A 20,628-nucleotide genomic window follows, 5' to 3' on the forward strand; every position below is an offset into this window, starting at 1 on the left:
GTACATTTGTAACCCGTTAAAGGTCGTTCACTGTCTTTTTGCTCGTCATACATCACGCTACAGGCGCGATATTCTACGTGAAAACTCACCAAACGGCAGGTTAAACAGAGTATCTTTGCGAATATTTTTTCACATTGCTGTCAAGAGGCTGAGAGGCCGCGAAAAAATCCCCCTGGCCCCCTGTCACGCCGCGCTCTGTCAATGTCTGCCATTCCGTTCGCGAGCGTACACCTGTAGCAAATACACGCGTTTGCGTTCCTTTGCACGCTTCCACCAGGCTCTGTACCAGCAGCTGGTTTTCTGTGCGCTTTTCGATATTCCTTACCAGCCCCGGATGCAGCTTCAGTAGCTCTACCTCCAGCGCCTTGATCCAGCTGGTGCTGACCAGCGTTAAACCCGCCTGCGTCACCGCGACGCGCGGACCCAATGCGTTGATGAGCCGAACGACCGGCTGTAACCGACTGATGTGTTGACAAACATCCGCCTCTGCAAGTTCAAAAATAATCCGTTTACGCTGCGATTTTTCACATTGCATCAGCAGATCGCGCAGCCAGCGCTGGAAACGCGGGCGGATCAGGGACTCCACCGTCACCTGCAGCGCCAGGTTCTCTTCAGGCCAGTAGGATAAGAATGGCATCAATCGCGATATCTGCTGACGGTCGTACTCTTCAGAGAGGCCAAACTGCAGGACCATCGGCAGGAACTCCGCCGATACCACCTCTTCATTGCCATCGAAGAGCCGGCAGAGCAGTTCCCGATGATGGACCTTGCCACTGGTCAACACTGCCGGTTTTTGATAAATCCGCGGCCCGCCGCGGGTAAGCATCTGCTCGATTAAGGTTCGCCAGCGCACGTTGCCGCGTCCTTTTTCTGGCAGGGAGTCATCATAAACCGCCCAGCCGTTCGCCCCCTGAAGGACCGCGTTGCGGGTAGCGACTTCCGCATGCTCCATCACCTGTTCGGTGGTCTGCCCGCCGCGCCAGGCACAAATGCCGATATGCACCATATCATCACGATCGAGCATTTTGCTGGGGGGGAGCGCATCCACCGATTTCAACAGCAGCCCGGCAATGCTTTCAGACTCTTTCAGGGTGCGGTGCGGCAGCAATACGGCGTAATCACTGCGGTGATAGCGTGCCAGCAGCGCGCCGGGGTAACGCATGATAAAGGTGGAGAGCATATTAATGAGCGTAAACTGCTGCTCCTCTGCCACTGCCCGGCCCCAGTTATCTTTCAGCAGATCGAAGTCCGGCAGACGGATAATCATCACCACCCCATGTGTGCCCACGTTCTCCTGATCTTCCAGCAAAGTGCCCAGCTGATTATCAAAGAACAGACGATTATTGAGGCCGGTTTTATTGTCCTGGGCGGCATAGGATCGGATCAGGGTGTCTATCCGGCTGCGCTGGTCACTGGCGAACTGAATTTCGGACAGCAAAACGTCCAGCGCGCTGCTGGTACGTGAGGGCCACTCATAGACCGAGCCACGCACCTGCGCGCCGCGTTCACCGTTGAGGATCCGCGTGGAACGCGACTCCAGTAACTCTTGTCCCGCGAGCTGACGCCGCAGCCAGCGCACGGCCAGGAAGATCAGCACCACGATGAAAATCACCGCTACCGTCAGCGGGGCGGTGGTCATCAATGAACGAAAATAACTGGTCATGGGGTCCAGATAGACCAGGCTTATCGTTATACCGGGGTTTTTCAGGGAGTGGACGGTGAGTTCGAGCTGCTGTGGAGGTGAACCCGCCTGCCGGTAATGCGTATGCCCGGTGTGGCTTAAAAGGAGGTTGCCGCCCTGCTTAATCTCCACCCGCATGATATCCACCGGAGCCATCAGCTCATCCAGCTGACGGGAAAGTTCTGGAAAGGGTGTGCTGACAAGGCGGGAATCAATCACTGCCGCCACAGAGTGAACGCGGTTCGCCAGCTTCCCCTGAATCGCATTATAAAAACTGAGCGAGCAGCCGATAAAGGTGACAAAAATGGTCAATCCGGTAAGCAAGGAGATAAAAGCGGAGAACTTCGTCGATAATCGCATCCTTGAGATTACTCCGTGAGTTGGTGAGGATAGCAAGTAAGTACTAACTTGCAATACGGCATCGGCATACTACCAAATCCGGTGTATCTGGCAATTTATTGCGTTAAATCGGCATTGCATGTCAATGAGCGAGTATAGTCTTCAAAAAATTTTTTCCAATCATCATGCTGAGTAAGGAATCGTATGCAGGCTTTGATCTTAGAACAGCAGGAAGGCAAAACTCTTGCGTCAGTGCAATCTATCGAGGAGAGCCGCCTGCCTGAAGGGGCCGTGACCGTAGACATCGACTGGTCCAGCCTTAACTATAAAGACGCCCTTGCCATTACGGGCACCGGAAAAATTATCCGTAATTTCCCAATGGTTCCAGGTATTGACTTTGCGGGACGTGTGCACTCAAGCGAAGACCCACGTTTTCATGCCGGCCAGCAGGTGCTGCTGACCGGCTGGGGCGTGGGCGAGAACCACTGGGGTGGGCTGGCGGCGCAGGCGCGCGTCAACGGCGACTGGCTGGTGCCCATGCCACAAGGGCTGGATGGCCGGAAAGCGATGATTATCGGTACCGCCGGTTTTACCGCGATGCTCTGCGTGATGGCGCTGGAAGAGGCCGGAGTGCGTCCTGAATCGGGTGAAGTGGTAGTAACGGGTGCCAGCGGCGGCGTGGGCAGTACAGCGGTTGCCCTGCTGCATAAGCTGGGCTATCAGGTGGCGGCGGTGTCCGGCCGTGAAAGCACCCATGACTATCTGCGTTCCCTGGGCGCGAACCGCATTCTGGGCCGCGACGAGTTCGCTGAGACCCGCCCGCTGGAGAAACAGATCTGGGCCGGAGCCATTGATACCGTGGGCGACAAAGTGCTGGCGAAAGTGCTGGCGCAGATGAACTACGGCGGCTGCGTGGCGGCGTGCGGCCTGGCGGGCGGTTTTGCCCTGCCGACCACGGTGATGCCGTTTATTCTGCGCAACATCCGTCTGCAGGGTGTCGATTCCGTGATGACCCCGCCAGAGCGCCGTGCCCAGGCCTGGGAGCGACTGGTTCGCGATCTGCCGGCCGCCTTCTATGATCAAAGCGCCACCCAGATTAGCCTTGAACAGGCGCCAGAGTATGCCGCGAAGATCATCAATAACCAGATCCAGGGCCGTACCCTGGTGAAGCTGGCGTAATCTTCAAATTTTCGTGACATATTCGCTTTAACCCCGCTCCTCCGTCATGCTTAGAAAAATGCATGACGGAGGATGCCATGAAAGTGAAACCCCTGACGGAAGCCGATATCACCGCGGAATCCGTTTTTATGCTCAAGCGCCGCCAGATCCTGAAGATGCTGGGGATCGGCGCTGGTGCGCTGACCCTTTCGCCCCTCGCCCAGGCCGACCTGCTGGACTGGTTCAAAGGCAACGATCGCCCAAAAGCGCCACCCGGAAAACCGCTCACCTTTACCCAGCCTGCCCAGTGGCAAAGCCAGCTTGCGAAGACGCCTGAAGAGAAAGTGACGGGCTATAACAACTTCTATGAGTTTGGCCTCGATAAAGCCGATCCTGCCGCCAACGCCGGCAGCCTGAAGACCAATCCCTGGACGCTGAAAATCGACGGCGAAGTGGCAAAACCGCTGACCCTTGATTACGACGACCTGACTAATCGTTTTCCGCTGGAAGAGCGAATTTACCGTATGCGCTGCGTTGAGGCCTGGTCGATGGTGGTGCCGTGGATAGGTTTTCCGCTGCATAAACTGCTGGCGCTGGTAGAGCCCACCAGCAACGCGAAGTATGTCGCTTTCCAGACCCTTTACGCCCCGGAGATCATGCCCGGGCAGAAAGACCGGTTTATTGGCGGCGGGCTCGATTACCCTTACGTGGAAGGGCTGCGGATTGACGAGGCCATGCACCCGCTGACGCTGCTTACCGTCGGCGTGTACGGTAAAGCCCTGCCACCGCAAAATGGCGCGCCCATCCGCCTGACCGTGCCGTGGAAATATGGCTTCAAGGGGATCAAATCGATTGTCAGCATCAAGCTGACCCGCGAGCGTCCGCCTACCACCTGGAACCTTGCCGCACCAAACGAGTACGGTTTTTACGCCAACGTGAACCCGCATGTGGATCACCCGCGCTGGTCGCAGGCTACCGAGCGCTTTATAGGCTCAGGTGGCGCGCTGGACGTCAAACGCCAGCCGACGCTGCTGTTTAACGGCTATGCTGACCAGGTGGCCTCGCTCTACCGCGGCCTCGATTTAAAGGAGTTTTTCTAAGTGCGTCTGACGGCAAAACAGATTACCTGGCTGAAAGTCGCCCTGCATCTTGCGGGGTTACTTCCTTTTATATGGCTTTTCTGGGCCGCCAGTCATGGCGGGTTTAGCGCCGATCCGGCCAAAGATATCCAGCACTTTACCGGCCGGACCGCGCTAAAGTTTTTACTGGCGACGCTGCTGGTTTCACCGCTGGCGCGCTATGCAAAACAGCCGCTGCTGATCCGCACCCGTCGCCTTCTGGGGCTCTGGTGCTTCGCCTGGGCGACGTTACACCTCACCAGCTATGCGTTACTGGAACTGGGCATCAACAATCTGGCCCTGCTGGGGAGCGAACTGGTGACTCGTCCATACCTGACGCTCGGGATCGTCAGCTGGGTGATTTTACTGGCGTTAACCCTCACCTCTACCCAGTTCGCCCAGCGAAAACTGGGAAGGCGCTGGCAACTTCTGCATAATTTCGTTTATCTTGTCGCGATCCTGGCACCCATCCACTACCTTTGGTCAGTGAAAATTCTCTCGCCACAGCCCATCATCTACGCGCTGCTGGCAGTGGGGCTTCTGGCATGGCGTTATAAGAAGTTTCGCCAATGGTGGCGATAGTGCACGAAAACGTGCCTGTTGCCGCAGATCGTTTAACCTTCCCGGGTATTTATCCGAATCCTGTTGATAATCTTCCCTGATAAGACCAGTATTTAGCTGCCAAATGCTACGAAATCGTTATAATGTGCCACTTTGGTTTTCCCGACGGGTTTTTCATGGCCTGAAAGGGTGACAATCGCGCATCGAAGGTATATTTTGTTTTTTACCGGAGAATCGCAGGAGATAGCGGCACAATGGCTGACAAGTTTCACATCTTAGTTTTGAACGGACCGAACCTGAATATGCTCGGCACCCGTGAACCCGAGAAGTACGGCACGCTGACGCTCACCGATATTGTTAATCGTCTGTGTAGCGAAGCCGCGGCGCTCAATGTGGAACTTGACCATTTTCAGTCGAACGCGGAGTACGCACTCATCGACCGCATTCATCAGGCTAAAGACAAGACTGACTATATCCTGATCAATCCGGCCGCGTTTACGCACACCAGTGTTGCTATTCGCGACGCGCTGCTGGCAGTGAGCATCCCATTTATTGAGATCCACCTCAGCAACGTGCATGCGCGGGAGCCGTTCCGCCACCACTCCTACCTGTCGGATATCGCCACTGGCGTCATCTGTGGACTGGGGGCTGACGGTTATTCATTCGCTTTACAGACAGCGGTAAAACGCCTGTCACAATCACACTAAACAAAGAGTACGGAACCCACTCATGGATATTCGTAAGATTAAAAAACTGATCGAGCTGGTTGAAGAATCAGGCATCTCCGAACTGGAAATTTCTGAAGGCGAAGAGTCTGTACGCATCAGCCGTGCAGCGCCAAACGCAGGCTTCCCGGTTATGCAACAGGCTTATGCTGCGCCAATGATGCAGCAGCCAGCGCTGTCTAACGCTGTCGCGCCAGCAGCGGCTCCAGCAATGGAAGCGCCAGCAGCAGCTGAAATCAGTGGCCACATCGTACGTTCCCCAATGGTTGGTACTTTCTACCGCACCCCGAGCCCGGACGCGAAAGCGTTCATCGAAGTGGGCCAGAAAGTTAACGTGGGCGATACCCTGTGCATCGTTGAAGCCATGAAAATGATGAACCAGATCGAAGCAGACAAGTCAGGTACTGTGAAAGCGATTCTGGTCGAAAGTGGTCAGCCGGTTGAATTTGACGAGCCGCTGGTCGTCATCGAGTAACGAGGCGAACATGCTGGATAAAATTGTTATCGCTAACCGTGGCGAGATTGCCCTGCGCATCCTTCGTGCCTGTAAAGAGCTGGGCATCAAGACCGTCGCTGTGCACTCAAGCGCGGACCGCGATCTGAAACACGTATTACTGGCGGATGAGACGGTCTGTATTGGCCCGGCTCCGTCCGTCAAAAGCTATCTGAACATCCCGGCAATCATCAGCGCCGCTGAGATCACCGGCGCGGTGGCTATTCACCCGGGTTATGGCTTCCTCTCTGAGAACGCCAACTTTGCTGAGCAGGTTGAACGCTCCGGCTTTATCTTCATCGGCCCGAAAGCTGACACCATTCGTCTGATGGGCGATAAAGTGTCTGCGATCACCGCAATGAAGAAAGCGGGCGTACCGACCGTACCAGGTTCCGACGGCCCACTGGGCGACGATATGGATGCTAACCGCGCCCATGCGAAACGCATTGGCTACCCGGTTATCATCAAAGCGTCCGGCGGCGGCGGCGGTCGCGGTATGCGCGTTGTGCGCAGCGATGCCGAACTGGCTCAGTCTATCTCCATGACCAAAGCGGAAGCGAAAGCCGCGTTCAACAACGACATGGTCTACATGGAGAAGTACCTGGAAAACCCACGCCACATCGAAATTCAGGTGCTGGCAGACGGTCAGGGTAACGCAATCTATCTGGCAGAACGTGACTGCTCCATGCAGCGTCGTCACCAGAAAGTGGTTGAAGAGGCACCAGCACCAGGCATCACGCCGGAGCTGCGTCGCTACATCGGCGAGCGTTGCGCCAAAGCCTGTGTGGATATCGGCTATCGCGGAGCGGGTACTTTCGAGTTCCTGTTCGAAAACGGCGAGTTCTACTTCATCGAGATGAACACCCGTATTCAGGTTGAACACCCGGTTACCGAAATGATCACCGGCGTTGACCTGATCAAAGAGCAGCTGCGTATCGCTGCGGGCCAGCCGCTCTCCATCAAGCAGGAAGAAGTTGTGGTTAAAGGCCATGCGGTAGAATGCCGTATCAACGCCGAAGACCCGAACACCTTTCTGCCAAGCCCGGGTAAAATCACGCGTTTCCACGCGCCGGGTGGTTTTGGTGTGCGTTGGGAGTCTCATATCTACGCCGGTTACACCGTACCGCCGTACTATGACTCAATGATCGGCAAGCTGATCTGCTACGGCGAATCCCGTGACGTGGCGATTGCCCGCATGAAGAATGCCCTGCAGGAGCTGATCATCGACGGTATTAAAACTAACGTTGATCTGCAGATGCGTATCATGAGCGACGAGAACTTCCAGCATGGTGGGACCAACATCCACTATCTGGAGAAAAAACTTGGTCTCAACGAGAAATAAGCCTGCATAAGCGTAAAAAGGTCGGTTAATCCGGCCTTTTTTTATTTCTGGGGATCGCCAGGCCCCATAAGGTACAATCCCCGCTTTCTTTTTCCACAAGGGACAAAAAATGGACAAACGTTTTGTTCAGGCCCATAAAGAAGCGCGCTGGGCGCTGTGGTTAACCCTTCTCTATCTCGCGGCATGGTTAGTGGCCGCTTACTTACCTGGCTCTGCAATCGGGATCACCGGACTGCCCCACTGGTTTGAGATGGCCTGCCTGCTAATCCCGTTGGTGTTTATTCTGCTCTGCTGGGCGATGGTGAAATTCATCTATCGCGATATTCCGCTGGAGGATGACGATAATGCAGCTTGAAGTGATCCTGCCCCTCGTCGCGTATCTTTTTATCGTTTTTGGCCTCTCTGTTTACGCCATGCGCAAACGGACAACGGGCACATTCCTGAACGAGTATTTTCTTGGCAGCCGCTCGATGGGCGGTATTGTGCTGGCGATGACCCTGACCGCCACCTATATCAGCGCCAGCTCCTTTATTGGCGGTCCGGGTGCGGCCTATAAATATGGGCTGGGCTGGGTATTGCTGGCGATGATCCAGCTCCCCGCCATCTGGCTCTCGCTGGGCATTCTGGGGAAGAAATTCGCTATCCTGGCGCGTCGCTATAATGCCGTCACCCTCAATGACATGCTCTTTGCCCGCTACCAGAGCCGCCTGCTGGTCTGGCTGGCCAGCCTGAGCCTGCTGGTGGCCTTCGTGGGGGCTATGACCGTGCAGTTTATCGGCGGTGCGCGCCTGCTTGAAACCGCAGCCGGTATTCCCTATGAAACGGGTCTGCTGATTTTTGGGGTCAGTATTGCGCTCTATACCGCCTTTGGCGGCTTCCGCGCCAGCGTGCTCAATGACACGCTGCAGGGCATGGTGATGCTGGTCGGCACCCTTGTGCTGCTGGTGGGCGTGGTGCATGCCGCGGGCGGGTTAAGCCACGCGGTGGAGACATTGCAGGCCATCGATCCGAAACTGGTTTCGCCGCAGGGTGCGGACGACATTCTGTCGCCAACCTTTATGACCTCCTTCTGGGTGCTGGTCTGCTTCGGGGTGATTGGTTTACCCCATACCGCCGTGCGATGCATCTCCTATAAAGACAGCAAGGCGGTACACCGCGGGATTGTCATCGGTACTGTCGTGGTGGCGATCCTGATGTTCGGTATGCATCTTGCGGGCGCGCTGGGCCGGGCGGTGATACCTGACTTAACCGTGCCGGATCTGGTGATCCCTACCCTGATGGTGAAAGTACTGCCGCCGTTTGCTGCCGGGATCTTCCTCGCCGCGCCAATGGCGGCGATCATGTCGACAATTAACGCCCAGCTGCTGCAAAGTTCCGCTACGATCATTAAAGATCTCTACCTGAACATGCGCCCGGATCAGATGACCAACGAGCGACACCTGAAGCGGATGTCTGCCGTCATCACCCTGGCGCTGGGCGCGTTACTGCTGCTGGCCGCATGGAAGCCGCCTGAGATGATCATCTGGCTCAACCTGCTGGCGTTTGGTGGCCTGGAAGCAGTGTTCCTCTGGCCGCTGGTGCTGGGGCTCTACTGGGAGCGTGCCAACGCGGCCGGTGCCCTGAGCGCGATGATTGTCGGCGGCGTACTCTATGCCGTGCTCGCCACCTTTAAGATTCAGTACCTGGGCTTCCATCCGATTGTGCCTTCGTTACTGCTAAGTTTGCTGGCGTTTGTGGTAGGGAACCGTTTCGGTCATCCCGCTCCACAGAGCGTCGTCATTTCTACTGATAAATAAAGAGTTTTGCCATGCCGTGGATCCAATTAAAACTGAATACGACCGGCGCTAACGCCGAAGAGATGAGCGATGCGCTGATGGAGGCCGGAGCGGTCTCCATCACTTTCCAGGACACGCATGACACGCCAGTGTTTGAACCGCTGCCGGGTGAAACGCGTCTTTGGGGCGATACCGACGTCATCGGCCTGTTTGACGCCGAAACTGATATGGCTGAAGTGGTCGCGATTCTGGAAAATCATCCGCTGCTGGGCGCCGGTTTTGCGCACAAGATTGAACAGCTGGAGGACAAAGACTGGGAGCGCGAGTGGATGGATAACTTCCACCCGATGCAGTTCGGTAAGCGTCTGTGGATCTGCCCGAGCTGGCGCGACGTGCCGGATGAAAATGCGGTAAACGTGATGCTCGATCCGGGCCTGGCGTTTGGTACCGGTACTCACCCGACCACCTCTCTGTGCCTGCAGTGGCTGGATAGCCTGGATCTGGATGGCAAGGCGGTGATCGACTTTGGCTGCGGTTCCGGGATCCTCGCCATCGCGGCCCTGAAGCTGGGTGCGGCAAAAGCGATTGGGATCGATATCGATCCGCAGGCGATTCAGGCCAGTCGCGATAACGCCGAACGCAACGGTGTCTCCGATCGTCTTGAACTCTATCTGCCGAATGACCAGCCGCAAGCCATGAAAGCGGACGTGGTGGTCGCGAACATTCTGGCAGGCCCGTTACGTGAGCTGGCACCGTTAATCAGCGTGCTGCCCGTTGAGGGCGGTCTGCTGGGCCTTTCCGGTATCCTTGCCAGCCAGGCAGAAAGCGTATGCGAAGCCTACGCCGATCTTTTCGCTCTCGACCCGGTGGTTGAGAAAGAGGAGTGGTGCCGTATTACCGGTTGTAAGAAGTAATCCTGCCGCGTGGCCGTTCTGGCCACGCAGTTTTTACCGCGTTTACAAGCGCTTAGCCTCGTAATAATATCCCTTCGAAGTATATGTCTTATTTTACATACAATTCATCGGAAGAATATTATGACCAGACGTATTGGCAAGGCCGCGCTACTGACACTGAGTATCATGTCCGCTTCAGGATACGCTTCACACTGGAGTTACGAAGGGGAAGGCGCCCCCGAGCACTGGGGCGAGCTGGATGAAGCCTGGAAGACCTGCCGGACCGGGATGAACCAATCCCCTATCAATATTGACTCAACGCTGAAAGCCCACCTCAACCCGCTGGTCACTCACTATACGGACGGCCCGGCCACGTTGATTAACAACGGCCATACCATTCAGGCAGGCGAAAAAATCAATACCCAGGACAGCATTACCCTCGACGGTAAAAAGTGGATGCTTCAGCAGTTCCACTTCCATGCCCCCAGTGAAAACACTGTGCAGGGCAAAACATACGCGATGGAAATGCATCTGGTACACAAGAATGACGAAGGTGAGATCGCCGTCGTCGCCGTGATGTTTGAGCAGGGGGCCGCCAATCCGCATCTGGAAAAACTTTGGCGCGCCATGCCTGCGCAGCCGGAAGAGTCGACCGCCATAACAGAACATCTGGATCTGGACCATCTGCTGCCAGCGGATAAAACCTACTGGCGCTTTAGCGGTTCATTGACCACCCCGCCCTGCTCTGAAGGCGTGACCTGGATAGTCATGAAGCATCCCCTGACGCTCTCGGCCATACAGCTTGAAAAATTCCGTCATACGCTGCACCACAATAATAACCGCCCGGTACAGTCGCTCCACGGTCGTATTGTGGTTGAATAATGCACAATCCCGGCCCTGACATGATGTTCTAAAATGCGACGCAGATCGCAAAGAACAGGGGAAATCTGCTGTTAAAAACAGCAGATTATCTCGCCGGGAGGTTTCATTCATTAAGAATAAACGAGAAGTTTTGGGAAATTGTAAGCGGTCATAAAAACAGCATAATTCATTAAATGCATGATTTAAATAAATTATATTTACACAGCAATAGCTTTGCCTGTGATTCCATGATCTGCAACAGGGGATTGTTCAAAGTTTGGCCTTTCATCTCGTGCAAAAAATGCGTAAGATACGCCGCCTTGCAGTCACAGTATGGTCATTTCTTAACTCATGCGCATCGGAAACCACCAGCTCAGAAATCGCCTGATCGCAGCACCTATGGCAGGTATTACCGACCGACCATTCAGGACGCTGTGCTATGAGATGGGAGCAGGATTAACCGTTTCAGAGATGATGTCGTCTAACCCGCAGGTTTGGGAAAGCGATAAATCCCGTCTTCGGATGGTGCACATTGACGAACCAGGTATCCGCACCGTGCAAATCGCCGGGAGCGTGCCTGAAGAGATGGCAGATGCCGCGCGTATCAACGTGGAAAGTGGCGCCCAGATTATTGATATCAATATGGGATGCCCGGCCAAAAAGGTGAATCGCAAGCTTGCGGGTTCAGCCCTTCTGCAATACCCCGATCAGGTGAAGTCAATCCTGACCGCGGTTGTCAGCGCAGTGGACGTTCCTGTTACGTTAAAGATTCGCACGGGTTGGTCGCCGGATCACCGTAACTGTGTAGAGATTGCCCAACTGGCCGAAGACTGTGGCATTCAGGCCCTGACCATACATGGACGCACCCGCGCCTGTTTGTTCAACGGTGAAGCTGAATACGACAGCATTCGGGCAGTTAAGCAGAAAGTTTCCATTCCGATTATCGCGAATGGCGACATTACTGACCCGCTTAAAGCCAGAGCTGTGCTCGACTATACAGGGGCTGATGCTCTGATGATAGGACGTGCAGCTCAGGGAAGACCCTGGATCTTTCGGGAAATCCAGCATTATCTGGACACTGGGGAGTTGCTTGCCCCGCTGCCGCTGGCAGAGGTTAAGCACTTGCTATGCGCACATATTCGGGAACTGCACGACTTTTATGGTCAGGCTAAAGGGTACCGAATTGCGCGTAAACACGTATCCTGGTATCTCCAGGAACACGCTCCGGATGACCAGTTTCGGCGCACATTCAACGCCATAGAGGATGCCAGCGAACAGCTGGAGGCGTTGGAGGCATACTTCGAAAATCTTGCGTAATGAAATAAAGAGCTGACAGAACTATGTTCGAACAACGCGTAAATTCTGACGTACTGACCGTTTCCACCGTTAACTCTCAGGACCAGGTAACTCAAAAGCCCCTGCGTGACTCGGTTAAACAGGCACTGAAGAACTATTTTGCTCAACTGAATGGTCAGGACGTTAACGACCTGTATGAGCTGGTACTGGCTGAAGTTGAACAGCCCCTGTTGGACATGGTGATGCAATACACCCGCGGTAACCAGACCCGTGCTGCTCTGATGATGGGCATCAACCGTGGTACGCTGCGTAAGAAACTGAAAAAATACGGCATGAACTAATTTCGATTAGCTAAATGCTTGTTTAAAAAGGCGCGAACCGGCATGGGGAAGCGCCTTTTTTTATGCCTGGCCTTCCGTCGTTTTTTAACGCTTCTCACACCATTATCCCCCGAAACGTAAACATCTCTCAGCCCACTTCTCAGCCGCTATTTTTCGTGTATATTTCCTGCACTCTTGTCAATTGTCCCCGGAAATTCCGAATGATCCGTAAGTATTGGTGGTTAGTCGTCTTCGCGATTAGCATTTTCCTTTTCGATGCGCTGCTAATGCAGTGGATTGAGTTGATGTCTACGGAAACGGACCAATGCCGCAACATGAATTCGGTTAATCCGCTTAAGCTGGTTAATTGCTCGGATCTGGATTAAACGCCTGCTTTTCCTCGAAAAATGTGCGGTTTTAAAAACCTTTGAGGCATCTCTGTTGGATGATAATGTCTCAGCCCGTCTCACCCGGTATCACGTAATACCCCACTGCGTATGAGTTGATGAGATCATGCTGGTTAGCCAATACGACCAACTTCTTGTGGTTATCTCCTTTGTTGTCGCCATTCTTGCATCCTATACCGCGCTGAATATGGCAGGGCGGGTTGCCGGCAGTACCGGCGTCGCGGCACATATCTGGCTGACGGGCGGGGGGATCGCCATGGGTATCGGGATATGGGCCATGCATTTTATCGGCATGCTGGCGATGGATATCTCCATGCGGATGAACTACGACCTGCCAAAAACCGGCCTTTCCATGCTGATCGCCATTGGCGCCTCGCTGTTTGCCCTCTGGCTGGTGAGCCGCGATCACTTACGCAAACGTCGCTTGTTTACCGGCGCGGTGATCCTGGGGACAGGTATCGTGGCGATGCACTACACCGGCATGAAAGCTTTGCAGGTAGCGCCCGCTATCGTCTGGGATATGCGCTGGGTCGCGCTGTCGGTGGTTATCGCCCTCCTCGCCTCGCTGGCCGCCCTGTGGCTGACGTTCCGTTTACGGCGGGATGCCGCCCAGGTCGCGCTGATGCGTGCGGGCGCTGCCGTGCTGATGGGCATCGCGATTGCCGGCATGCACTACACCGGCATGAAAGCGGCCCAGTTTCCGCTTCAGGTGCATATGCATCATCAGGGGTGAACGGCAGCTGGCTGGCGGTGCTGGTGAGCGTTGTAGCCCTCTCTATTCTGGGTATTACGCTGCTGGTTTCTATGTTTGATGCCCGGCTGCAGGCCCGCACCTCCCTTCTCGCCTCATCGCTGGCGGAAGCCAACCGCGAGCTGGCCCAGCTGGCGCTGCACGATACGCTGACCCGCTTGCCGAACCGCGTACTGCTGGAAGATCGTCTCGAGCAGGCGATCAACAAAGCCGATCGCGAAGGCAAGCTGTTTGCCCTGCTGTTTATGGATCTGGATGGCTTCAAAGCAGTTAACGATGCCTACGGCCATGATACGGGCGATAAGTTATTGGTTGCCGTGACTGAGCGTCTGGAACAGCCCCTGAAGGGCCAGTACACCCTCGCCCGTATTGGTGGCGACGAGTTTGTGCTGCTGGCCGAGATCGACTCCCCAAACGATGCCGCATCGCTCGCCAGCTCGCTGGTGCACGTTATCGATCAGCCTTTCAGCCTTGAGCTGTACGATGTGGTCGTGACCCTTAGCGTAGGCATCGCTATTTATCCCCATGACGGCAAAAACCAGCGCGAACTGATGTTCAATGCCGATGCGGCGATGTATCACACCAAGCACATGGGGCGTAACGGCTATCACTTCTTCCAGCCGTCGATGAATACCCTGGCGCAAAATCAGCTACAGCTAATGAACGATCTGTGGCTGGCGCTGGAGCGCAAGGAGCTGCATCTGGTCTATCAGCCTAAGTTCCAGGCGCCGATGGGCCCCATTGTCGGCTTTGAAGCCCTGCTGCGCTGGCAACATCCTGTCCAGGGCTTGTTATCTCCCGACCAGTTCCTGCCGCTGGCAGAAAAAAGCGGGCTAATTATTCCTATCGGCAACTGGGTAATTGATGAAGCGTGCCGCCAGCTGCGCGTATGGCATCTTGACGGCCATACTGAATGGTCGATGGCGGTGAACCTCTCTACGCTGCAGTTTGAACAGCCCCAGCTGGTTGAGACGGTGATGGGCAGCCTGGCGCGACACCGTATTCCGCCGCATACCCTGATTCTGGAAGTGACCGAAACCACGGCCATGAATAACCCCGATGAGAGCGTCCGGGTGCTGACTGAATTGACTCAGGCCGGGGTAAAAGCCTCGATCGATGATTTTGGCACCGGCTATTCCAGCCTGCTGTACCTGAAAAAGTTGCCCGCCTGCGAACTGAAAATTGATCGGGCGTTTGTGAAAGATCTCAACAGCACGGGTGATGATGCAACCATCGTTTCCGCCATTGTTGCACTGGCAAAAACGCTTAACCTGAAAGTGGTTGCCGAAGGGGTGGAAACCGAGGAGCAGCAGACCTTTTTGACCAATCTGGGATGTAATACGCTACAGGGCTATCTGCTGGGTAAACCCGTCACGGCACAAGCTATCAACGCTCTGAGCCGCGATCCGCAGGCCATGCTGACGCAGCAAATCTGACGCGATGCCGCTATGAGGCGGTGTCGTATTCTCTATGGGCTATCGGCAACGTTGAGAGAATATTGTCGACCAGTTCCGGGGCCTGCCGGTAGAGATCCAGGTGTTCCGGGCTCATTAACCAGTTTTTAATCAGCCCGCAAAAAAAGCCATGCAAAACAATTAACGTCGTGTCGATATTGATCTGCGCGGAGATGCTGCCAAGCATAATGCCTCTCTGCAATATTTCACGGACGTTTTCATAATTGAATCCAATCCTTTCGCGAATTTGGTTTTCTGAAATCATATCCTCATCAAATTCACATTTGTGATACAGGATCTGCAATAAGGTCCGCTGGCGACGATCCTGGGCAATATATTGCAAAGCGGTAACAAACTGCTCACGCAAAGTTAATAAGGGATCGCTCTCTTCTGCCTGCGACAGCTGACCGCGAATAATCTCGCGCAGCGGGCGTTGCTCCTGCCAGATAGCGTTAAATATCTCGGCTTTACTGGTGAAATGCCAGTAAACGGCTCCCCGTGTCAGGCAGGCAGCATCGGCGATATCCGTCAGCGTCGTGTTGGCGACACCCCGTGTGGCGAACTGCTCTATTGCCGCCTCAATCAATAACTGGCGTGTCTTCTGCGCCTCGGCCTTGGTTTTGCGCGCCATAGAAAATCACTCATTTAACGGATTGGTTACTTTTATTAAACAACGACACTAATCGTCGGAGCAGGAATTATCCATCAGTCAGGAAAATAAATATGAACAAAAAAAGTTAACTCACCTAACTTATAAACCACGATGATATTTACCATGCATTCAATTCATGAAATACATGAATGCATCTAAAGCAAAACGGCCAGCAATACATAGCCGGACGTGCTATATCATTGTTTACGCTCGCTCGCTGCTCTTTTTTTTATCCTCAGTTCATTCTCCGCACTTATAAATCAAAAACCCGCACGACCATTCTTTATTATGGCGCCCGCCCTTTTCCGTTTACCTCTATTTAACGCTTAACCGTGTCGGTTAATGCGGATTGATGATTTTGAAGGAATAGTCATGACGCCTAATTTCAGGTTTTTACCCTTATCCGGTTTTATCATCGGTGCCGCATTGCTTGTGGGTTGTGATGATCATGCAGGCCAGGCGCAGCAGCCGCCGACACCCCAGGTCGTGGTGCATGTCGTGAAGAGTGCGCCGCTGGAGGTAACCACCGAGCTGCCTGGCCGGACCGATGCTTACCGCGTCGCCGAGGTTCGCCCGCAGGTCAGCGGCATTGTACTGAAGCGCAACTTTACTGAAGGCAGCGATGTGAAAGCTGGCGAGTCACTGTATCAGATCGATCCCGCCTCTTATCAGGCCGCATTTGATAGTGCTTCAGGGGAACTGGCAAAAGCCCAGGCTGCCGCCAGCATTGCTCACCTGACGGTAAAACGCTATTTACCCCTGGTCGGCACGCAGTACGTCAGCAAACAGGAGTACGATCAGTCAGTGGCGAATGCCCGTCAGGCTGATGCCTCGGTGATTGCAGCCAAAGCCGCCGTCGAAACCGCGCGCATCAACCTTGCGTACACCAAAGTGACGTCGCCTATCAGCGGGCGGATCGGTAAATCCAGCGTCACCGAAGGTGCCCTGGTCGCGAACGGACAGGCCACAGCGCTGGCAACGGTTCAGCAGCTTGATCCGATTTATGTCGATGTTACACAGTCCAGCAACGATTTTATGCGTCTCAAGCAGTCCAGCCTGCAGACCGGCGAAGGCACCAGCAGCGTACAGCTGTTGATGGAAAACGGTCAGCCCTATCCGTTAAAAGGATCGCTGCAATTCTCAGATGTCACCGTGGATGAGAGCACCGGCTCCATCACCCTGCGGGCTATTTTCCCCAACCCGCAACATATCCTGCTGCCCGGCATGTTTGTCCGCGCGCGCATTAATGAAGGCACCCAGCCGCACGCCATTCTGGTTCCACAACAGGGCGTTACGCGCACCCCGCGCGGTGAGGCCAGCGTGATGGTGGTCAACAGTAAAAACCAGGTTGAAGCCCGTAACGTTGTCGCCCCTCAGGCGATTGGCGATCAATGGCTGGTTACAGACGGCCTACAGGAAGGCGACCGGGTGATTATCAGCGGGCTGCAAAAAGTACGTCCTGGCGTCGCGGTGGTGGCAACGCCGGACACCGCTGCGCAGAAAGTGGGATAAGGAACAGAGCATGGCTAACTTCTTTATTCAGCGCCCAATCTTTGCGTGGGTGCTGTCCATTATCCTGATGCTGGCGGGCGGGCTTGCGATCCTGAAGCTGCCGGTGGCGCAGTATCCCACCATTGCGCCGCCTGCCGTGGCTATCTCGGCGACCTATCCCGGCGCGGATGCCCAGACGGTGCAGGATACGGTGACCCAGGTTATCGAGCAGAACATGAACGGTATCGATAACCTCATGTACATGTCCTCCACCAGCGATTCAGCGGGCAGTGTTACCCTCACCCTGACCTTCCAGTCGGGAACCGATCCGGATATCGCTCAGGTACAGGTACAGAACAAGCTGCAGCTGGCCATGCCGTTACTGCCGCAGGAAGTGCAGCAGCAAGGGATTAGCGTGGAGAAGTCGAGCAGCAGCTTCCTGCTGGTGGCCGGTTTTGTCTCGGACAATAAGAACCTGAGCCAGGAAGATATCTCCGACTATGTCGCCTCTAACGTCAAGGATGCTATCAGCCGCACCTCCGGGGTGGGCGATGTGCAGCTGTTTGGCGCCCAGTATGCGATGCGTATCTGGCTGGATGCGAATAAGCTGAACGCCTATCAGTTGACGCCGCTGGACGTGATTAACCAGTTAAAAACCCAGAACAACCAGATTGCCGCCGGTCAGCTCGGCGGAACGCCGTCGGTGCCGGGCCAGCAGCTCAACGCCTCCATCATCGCCCAGACGCGCCTGAAAACCGCAGAGGAGTTTGGCAACATCACCCTGAAGGTCAATCAGGACGGGTCGATGGTGCATCTGAAAGATGTCGCCCGCATTGCGCCAGGTGGTGAAAACTACAACATGGTGACCAAAATCAATGGTCAGGCGGCGACCGGGCTCGGTATTAAGCTCGCTACCGGTGCCAACGCGCTGGATACCGCCGCGGCGATTAAAAGCAAACTGGCGCAGCTGCAAGCCTTCTTCCCGCAGGGGCTGAAGGTGGTCTACCCCTATGACACCACGCCGTTCGTGAAGATCTCCATTCATGAAGTGGTCAAGACGTTGTTTGAAGCCATCATTCTCGTCTTCCTCGTGATGTACCTGTTCCTGCAAAACCTGCGGGCCACGCTCATCCCGACCATTGCCGTGCCGGTGGTTCTGCTGGGCACCTTTGCGGTACTGGCGGCGTTTGGCTTCTCGATAAACACCCTGACCATGTTTGGTATGGTGCTGGCAATAGGCTTGCTGGTGGATGATGCCATCGTGGTGGTGGAAAACGTCGAGCGCGTGATGGTGGAGGAGAAACTCCCGCCAAAAGAGGCGACGCAAAAATCGATGTCGCAAATTCAGGGAGCGCTGGTCGGCATCGCCATGGTGCTCTCAGCGGTATTTATCCCGATGGCCTTTTTCGGCGGCTCCACCGGGGCGATTTATCGCCAGTTCTCCCTGACCATTGTTTCGGCGATGGCCCTCTCGGTACTGGTGGCGCTGATCCTGACCCCTGCCCTGTGTGCCACCCTGCTGAAAGCCCCCAGCGAGCATCATGAGAACAAAGGCGGCTTTTTCGGCTGGTTTAATGCCCTGTTCGACAGAAGCGTGGCCCATTACAGCAACAGCGTGAGCCATATTCTGCGTAAGACGGGCCGCTACCTGGTGGTCTATGTCCTGATTGTCGGCGGCATGGCGGTGCTGTTCCTGCGCCTGCCCACCTCCTTCCTGCCGGAAGAGGATCAGGGCGTGTTTATGACGATGGTGCAGCTCCCGGCGGGCGCGACGCAAAGCCGCACCCAGAAGGTGCTGGATCAGGTTGAGCACTACTACCTCAACAATGAGAAGGCCAACGTAGAATCGGTATTTACCGTTAACGGCTTCAGCTTCAGCGGCCAGGGGCAAAACGCCGGGGTGGCGTTTATCAGCCTGAAGCCCTGGGAGGAGCGCCCGGGTGCGGAAAACAGCGTTGGGGCCATCGTCAGCCGGGCAACACGGGCCTTTAGTCAGATCAAAGACGGGCTGGTCTTCCCGTTCAACCTGCCCGCCATTATCGAACTGGGCACCGCAACGGGCTTCGATTTTGAACTGATTGACCAGGCCAACCTGGGACATAACCAGCTGACGCAGGCGCGAAACCAGCTGCTGGGCATGATCAAAGAGCACAGCGATATGCTGGTGCGTGTGCGACCCAATGGGCTGGAAGATACCCCGCAGTTCAAGCTGGATATCGATCAGGAAAAAGCGCAGGCGCTGGGCGTGAGCGTGTCGGACATCAACCAGACCATCTCCACCGAGCTGGGGGGAACCTATGTCAATGACTACATCGACCGTGGCCGGGTGAAGAAAGTCTATGTCCAGGCGGATGCCCACTTCAGGATGCTGCCGGAGGATATTAATCGCCTCTATGTCCGCAGCGCCAACGGTGAAATGGTGCCGCTCTCCGCATTCAGCCAGTCGCACTGGATCTACGGCTCACCGCGCCTGGAGCGCTATAACGGCAGCCCTTCCATGGAGATCCTCGGGGAAGCCGCGCCCGGCAAGAGTACCGGTGAAGCCATGGTGCTAATGGAAAAACTGGCGGCGAAACTGCCAACTGGCATCGGTTACGACTGGACAGGCATGTCGTATCAGGAACGGCTCTCCGGCAACCAGGCGCCTGCCCTGTATGCCATCTCGCTGGTGGTGGTGTTCCTCTGCCTGGCGGCGCTGTATGAGAGCTGGTCGATTCCTTTCTCGGTGATGCTGGTGGTGCCATTAGGGGTGGTTGGCGCCCTGCTGGCCGCTTCCCTGCGTGGGCTGAATAATGACGTCTACTTCCAGGTGGGGCTGCTTACCACCATTGGTCTGTCGGCAAAGAACGCCATCCTGATTGTCGAGTTTGCTAAGGATCTAATGGAGAAAGAGGGGAAAGGGATTATTGAAGCCACGCTGGAGGCATCACGCATGCGCCTTCGTCCCATCCTCATGACCTCGCTGGCATTTATCCTTGGCGTGTTGCCGCTGGTCATCAGTCACGGAGCGGGCAGCGGCGCGCAAAACGCCGTGGGTACCGGCGTGATGGGCGGTATGCTTTCAGCTACCCTGCTGGCAATCTTCTTTGTGCCGGTCTTCTTTGTGGTAGTGCGGCGACGCTTTACGCGTCATTCAGAGCAGTAATGAGTAAAGGCGCTTCGGCGCCTTTTCTTATGATAATAAACAGGGAGTTAGCCGGTAATGCTGCCAACTTACTGATTTAGTGTATGATGGTGATTTTAAGGTGCTTGCGTGGCTTCCATTTCCATCAGATGTCCTTCCTGCTCCGCTACTGAAGGCGTGGTGCGTA

General features: G+C 55.2%; 17 protein-coding genes and 1 pseudogene. 16 read left to right on the top strand and 2 right to left on the bottom strand.

The window, feature by feature from the left end:
- Positions 1-100 precede the first annotated feature (100 nt).
- A complete protein-coding gene (gene csrD / locus FHC51_RS03180) occupies positions 101-2,041 on the bottom strand; it encodes an RNase E specificity factor CsrD (RefSeq protein ID WP_220434884.1) in 1,941 nt (646 codons plus the stop codon).
- Between the two features lie 183 nt (positions 2,042-2,224).
- On the opposite strand from csrD, the gene FHC51_RS03185 reads away from it, so the two are divergent.
- The 14 genes and pseudogenes from FHC51_RS03185 (at position 2,225) to FHC51_RS03250 (ending at position 15,156) form a co-directional block, all read left to right on the top strand.
- Positions 2,225-3,199 carry an MDR family oxidoreductase gene (locus tag FHC51_RS03185; RefSeq protein ID WP_220434885.1) on the top strand — a complete coding sequence of 325 codons (975 nt, stop codon included), beginning with the start codon at positions 2,225-2,227 and terminating at the stop codon, positions 3,197-3,199.
- Between the two features lie 77 nt (positions 3,200-3,276).
- On the top strand, positions 3,277-4,278 hold the full coding sequence (gene msrP, locus FHC51_RS03190; RefSeq protein ID WP_103824965.1) for a protein-methionine-sulfoxide reductase catalytic subunit MsrP: 1,002 nt from the start codon (positions 3,277-3,279) through the stop codon (positions 4,276-4,278).
- Entirely contained in the window at positions 4,279-4,878 is a 600-nt protein-coding gene (gene msrQ, locus FHC51_RS03195) for a protein-methionine-sulfoxide reductase heme-binding subunit MsrQ (protein WP_103824966.1), read from the top strand.
- A gap of 233 nt (positions 4,879-5,111) precedes the next feature.
- Positions 5,112-5,564 carry a type II 3-dehydroquinate dehydratase gene (aroQ, locus tag FHC51_RS03200; RefSeq protein ID WP_103824967.1) on the top strand — a complete coding sequence of 151 codons (453 nt, stop codon included), beginning with the start codon at positions 5,112-5,114 and terminating at the stop codon, positions 5,562-5,564.
- A gap of 22 nt (positions 5,565-5,586) precedes the next feature.
- Positions 5,587-6,057 carry an acetyl-CoA carboxylase biotin carboxyl carrier protein gene (accB, locus tag FHC51_RS03205; protein WP_103824968.1) on the top strand — a complete coding sequence of 157 codons (471 nt, stop codon included), beginning with the start codon at positions 5,587-5,589 and terminating at the stop codon, positions 6,055-6,057.
- A gap of 10 nt (positions 6,058-6,067) precedes the next feature.
- Positions 6,068-7,417: an acetyl-CoA carboxylase biotin carboxylase subunit gene (gene accC, locus FHC51_RS03210; protein WP_114316561.1), complete on the top strand. Its 1,350-nt coding sequence runs from the start codon at positions 6,068-6,070 to the stop codon at positions 7,415-7,417.
- A 109-nt stretch (positions 7,418-7,526) separates the two neighbouring features.
- A complete protein-coding gene (locus FHC51_RS03215; protein WP_103177239.1) occupies positions 7,527-7,772 on the top strand; it encodes a YhdT family protein in 246 nt (81 codons plus the stop codon).
- The gene (gene panF / locus FHC51_RS03220; protein ID WP_220434886.1) at positions 7,762-9,213 is read left to right on the top strand and encodes a sodium/pantothenate symporter; all 1,452 of its coding nucleotides are present in this window, start codon (positions 7,762-7,764) and stop codon (positions 9,211-9,213) included. Before FHC51_RS03215 ends, panF begins: the two co-directional genes overlap by 11 nt.
- Positions 9,214-9,224: 11 nt before the next feature.
- Positions 9,225-10,106, top strand: a complete 882-nt coding sequence (prmA, locus tag FHC51_RS03225; RefSeq protein ID WP_220434887.1) for a 50S ribosomal protein L11 methyltransferase — start codon at positions 9,225-9,227, stop codon at positions 10,104-10,106.
- 120 nt (positions 10,107-10,226) lie between these two features.
- Entirely contained in the window at positions 10,227-10,967 is a 741-nt protein-coding gene (locus tag FHC51_RS03230) for a carbonic anhydrase (RefSeq protein ID WP_220434888.1), read from the top strand.
- A gap of 330 nt (positions 10,968-11,297) precedes the next feature.
- Positions 11,298-12,263 (top strand): tRNA dihydrouridine synthase DusB, encoded by a 966-nt coding sequence (gene dusB / locus FHC51_RS03235; protein ID WP_039030651.1) that lies wholly within the window; start codon positions 11,298-11,300, stop codon positions 12,261-12,263.
- 23 nt (positions 12,264-12,286) lie between these two features.
- A complete protein-coding gene (fis, locus tag FHC51_RS03240) occupies positions 12,287-12,583 on the top strand; it encodes a DNA-binding transcriptional regulator Fis (protein ID WP_000462905.1) in 297 nt (98 codons plus the stop codon).
- 200 nt (positions 12,584-12,783) lie between these two features.
- Positions 12,784-12,948, top strand: a complete 165-nt coding sequence (locus FHC51_RS03245) for a DUF2556 family protein (protein ID WP_220434889.1) — start codon at positions 12,784-12,786, stop codon at positions 12,946-12,948.
- A 127-nt stretch (positions 12,949-13,075) separates the two neighbouring features.
- Positions 13,076-15,156 (top strand): annotated as a pseudogene (locus FHC51_RS03250) (putative bifunctional diguanylate cyclase/phosphodiesterase).
- A gap of 10 nt (positions 15,157-15,166) precedes the next feature.
- Here FHC51_RS03250 and envR read toward each other — a convergent pair.
- Entirely contained in the window at positions 15,167-15,805 is a 639-nt protein-coding gene (gene envR / locus FHC51_RS03255; RefSeq protein ID WP_220434890.1) for an acrEF/envCD operon transcriptional regulator, read from the bottom strand.
- A 393-nt stretch (positions 15,806-16,198) separates the two neighbouring features.
- Here envR and FHC51_RS03260 point away from each other — a divergent pair, with 393 nt between their 5' ends.
- Both FHC51_RS03260 and FHC51_RS03265 read left to right on the top strand, forming a co-directional pair.
- Positions 16,199-17,338, top strand: coding sequence for an efflux RND transporter periplasmic adaptor subunit (locus FHC51_RS03260; RefSeq protein WP_114316557.1), 1,140 nt, complete (start codon positions 16,199-16,201; stop codon positions 17,336-17,338).
- A 10-nt stretch (positions 17,339-17,348) separates the two neighbouring features.
- Positions 17,349-20,462, top strand: a complete 3,114-nt coding sequence (locus FHC51_RS03265) for an efflux RND transporter permease subunit (RefSeq protein ID WP_220434891.1) — start codon at positions 17,349-17,351, stop codon at positions 20,460-20,462.
- Positions 20,463-20,628: the final 166 nt, after the last annotated feature.

It is taken from the genome of Leclercia sp. EC_58 (assembly GCF_019584355.1).
Classification (GTDB): Bacteria; Pseudomonadota; Gammaproteobacteria; order Enterobacterales; family Enterobacteriaceae; genus Enterobacter.

Excerpts from the sequence above, each read along its gene's own strand:
- envR (WP_220434890.1), bottom strand. The coding sequence starts at position 15,805 with ATGGCGCGCAAAACCAAGGCCGAGGCGCAGAAGACACGCCAGTTATTG.
- FHC51_RS03260 (WP_114316557.1), top strand. The coding sequence starts at position 16,199 with ATGACGCCTAATTTCAGGTTTTTACCCTTATCCGGTTTTATCATCGGT.
- dusB (WP_039030651.1), top strand. The coding sequence starts at position 11,298 with ATGCGCATCGGAAACCACCAGCTCAGAAATCGCCTGATCGCAGCACCT.
- FHC51_RS03185 (WP_220434885.1), top strand. The coding sequence starts at position 2,225 with ATGCAGGCTTTGATCTTAGAACAGCAGGAAGGCAAAACTCTTGCGTCA.
- prmA (WP_220434887.1), top strand. The coding sequence starts at position 9,225 with ATGCCGTGGATCCAATTAAAACTGAATACGACCGGCGCTAACGCCGAA.
- aroQ (WP_103824967.1), top strand. The coding sequence starts at position 5,112 with ATGGCTGACAAGTTTCACATCTTAGTTTTGAACGGACCGAACCTGAAT.
- FHC51_RS03230 (WP_220434888.1), top strand. The coding sequence starts at position 10,227 with ATGACCAGACGTATTGGCAAGGCCGCGCTACTGACACTGAGTATCATG.
- csrD (WP_220434884.1), bottom strand. The coding sequence starts at position 2,041 with ATGCGATTATCGACGAAGTTCTCCGCTTTTATCTCCTTGCTTACCGGA.
- fis (WP_000462905.1), top strand. The coding sequence starts at position 12,287 with ATGTTCGAACAACGCGTAAATTCTGACGTACTGACCGTTTCCACCGTT.
- accB (WP_103824968.1), top strand. The coding sequence starts at position 5,587 with ATGGATATTCGTAAGATTAAAAAACTGATCGAGCTGGTTGAAGAATCA.
- FHC51_RS03215 (WP_103177239.1), top strand. The coding sequence starts at position 7,527 with ATGGACAAACGTTTTGTTCAGGCCCATAAAGAAGCGCGCTGGGCGCTG.
- accC (WP_114316561.1), top strand. The coding sequence starts at position 6,068 with ATGCTGGATAAAATTGTTATCGCTAACCGTGGCGAGATTGCCCTGCGC.
- msrP (WP_103824965.1), top strand. The coding sequence starts at position 3,277 with ATGAAAGTGAAACCCCTGACGGAAGCCGATATCACCGCGGAATCCGTT.
- FHC51_RS03265 (WP_220434891.1), top strand. The coding sequence starts at position 17,349 with ATGGCTAACTTCTTTATTCAGCGCCCAATCTTTGCGTGGGTGCTGTCC.
- panF (WP_220434886.1), top strand. The coding sequence starts at position 7,762 with ATGCAGCTTGAAGTGATCCTGCCCCTCGTCGCGTATCTTTTTATCGTT.
- FHC51_RS03245 (WP_220434889.1), top strand. The coding sequence starts at position 12,784 with ATGATCCGTAAGTATTGGTGGTTAGTCGTCTTCGCGATTAGCATTTTC.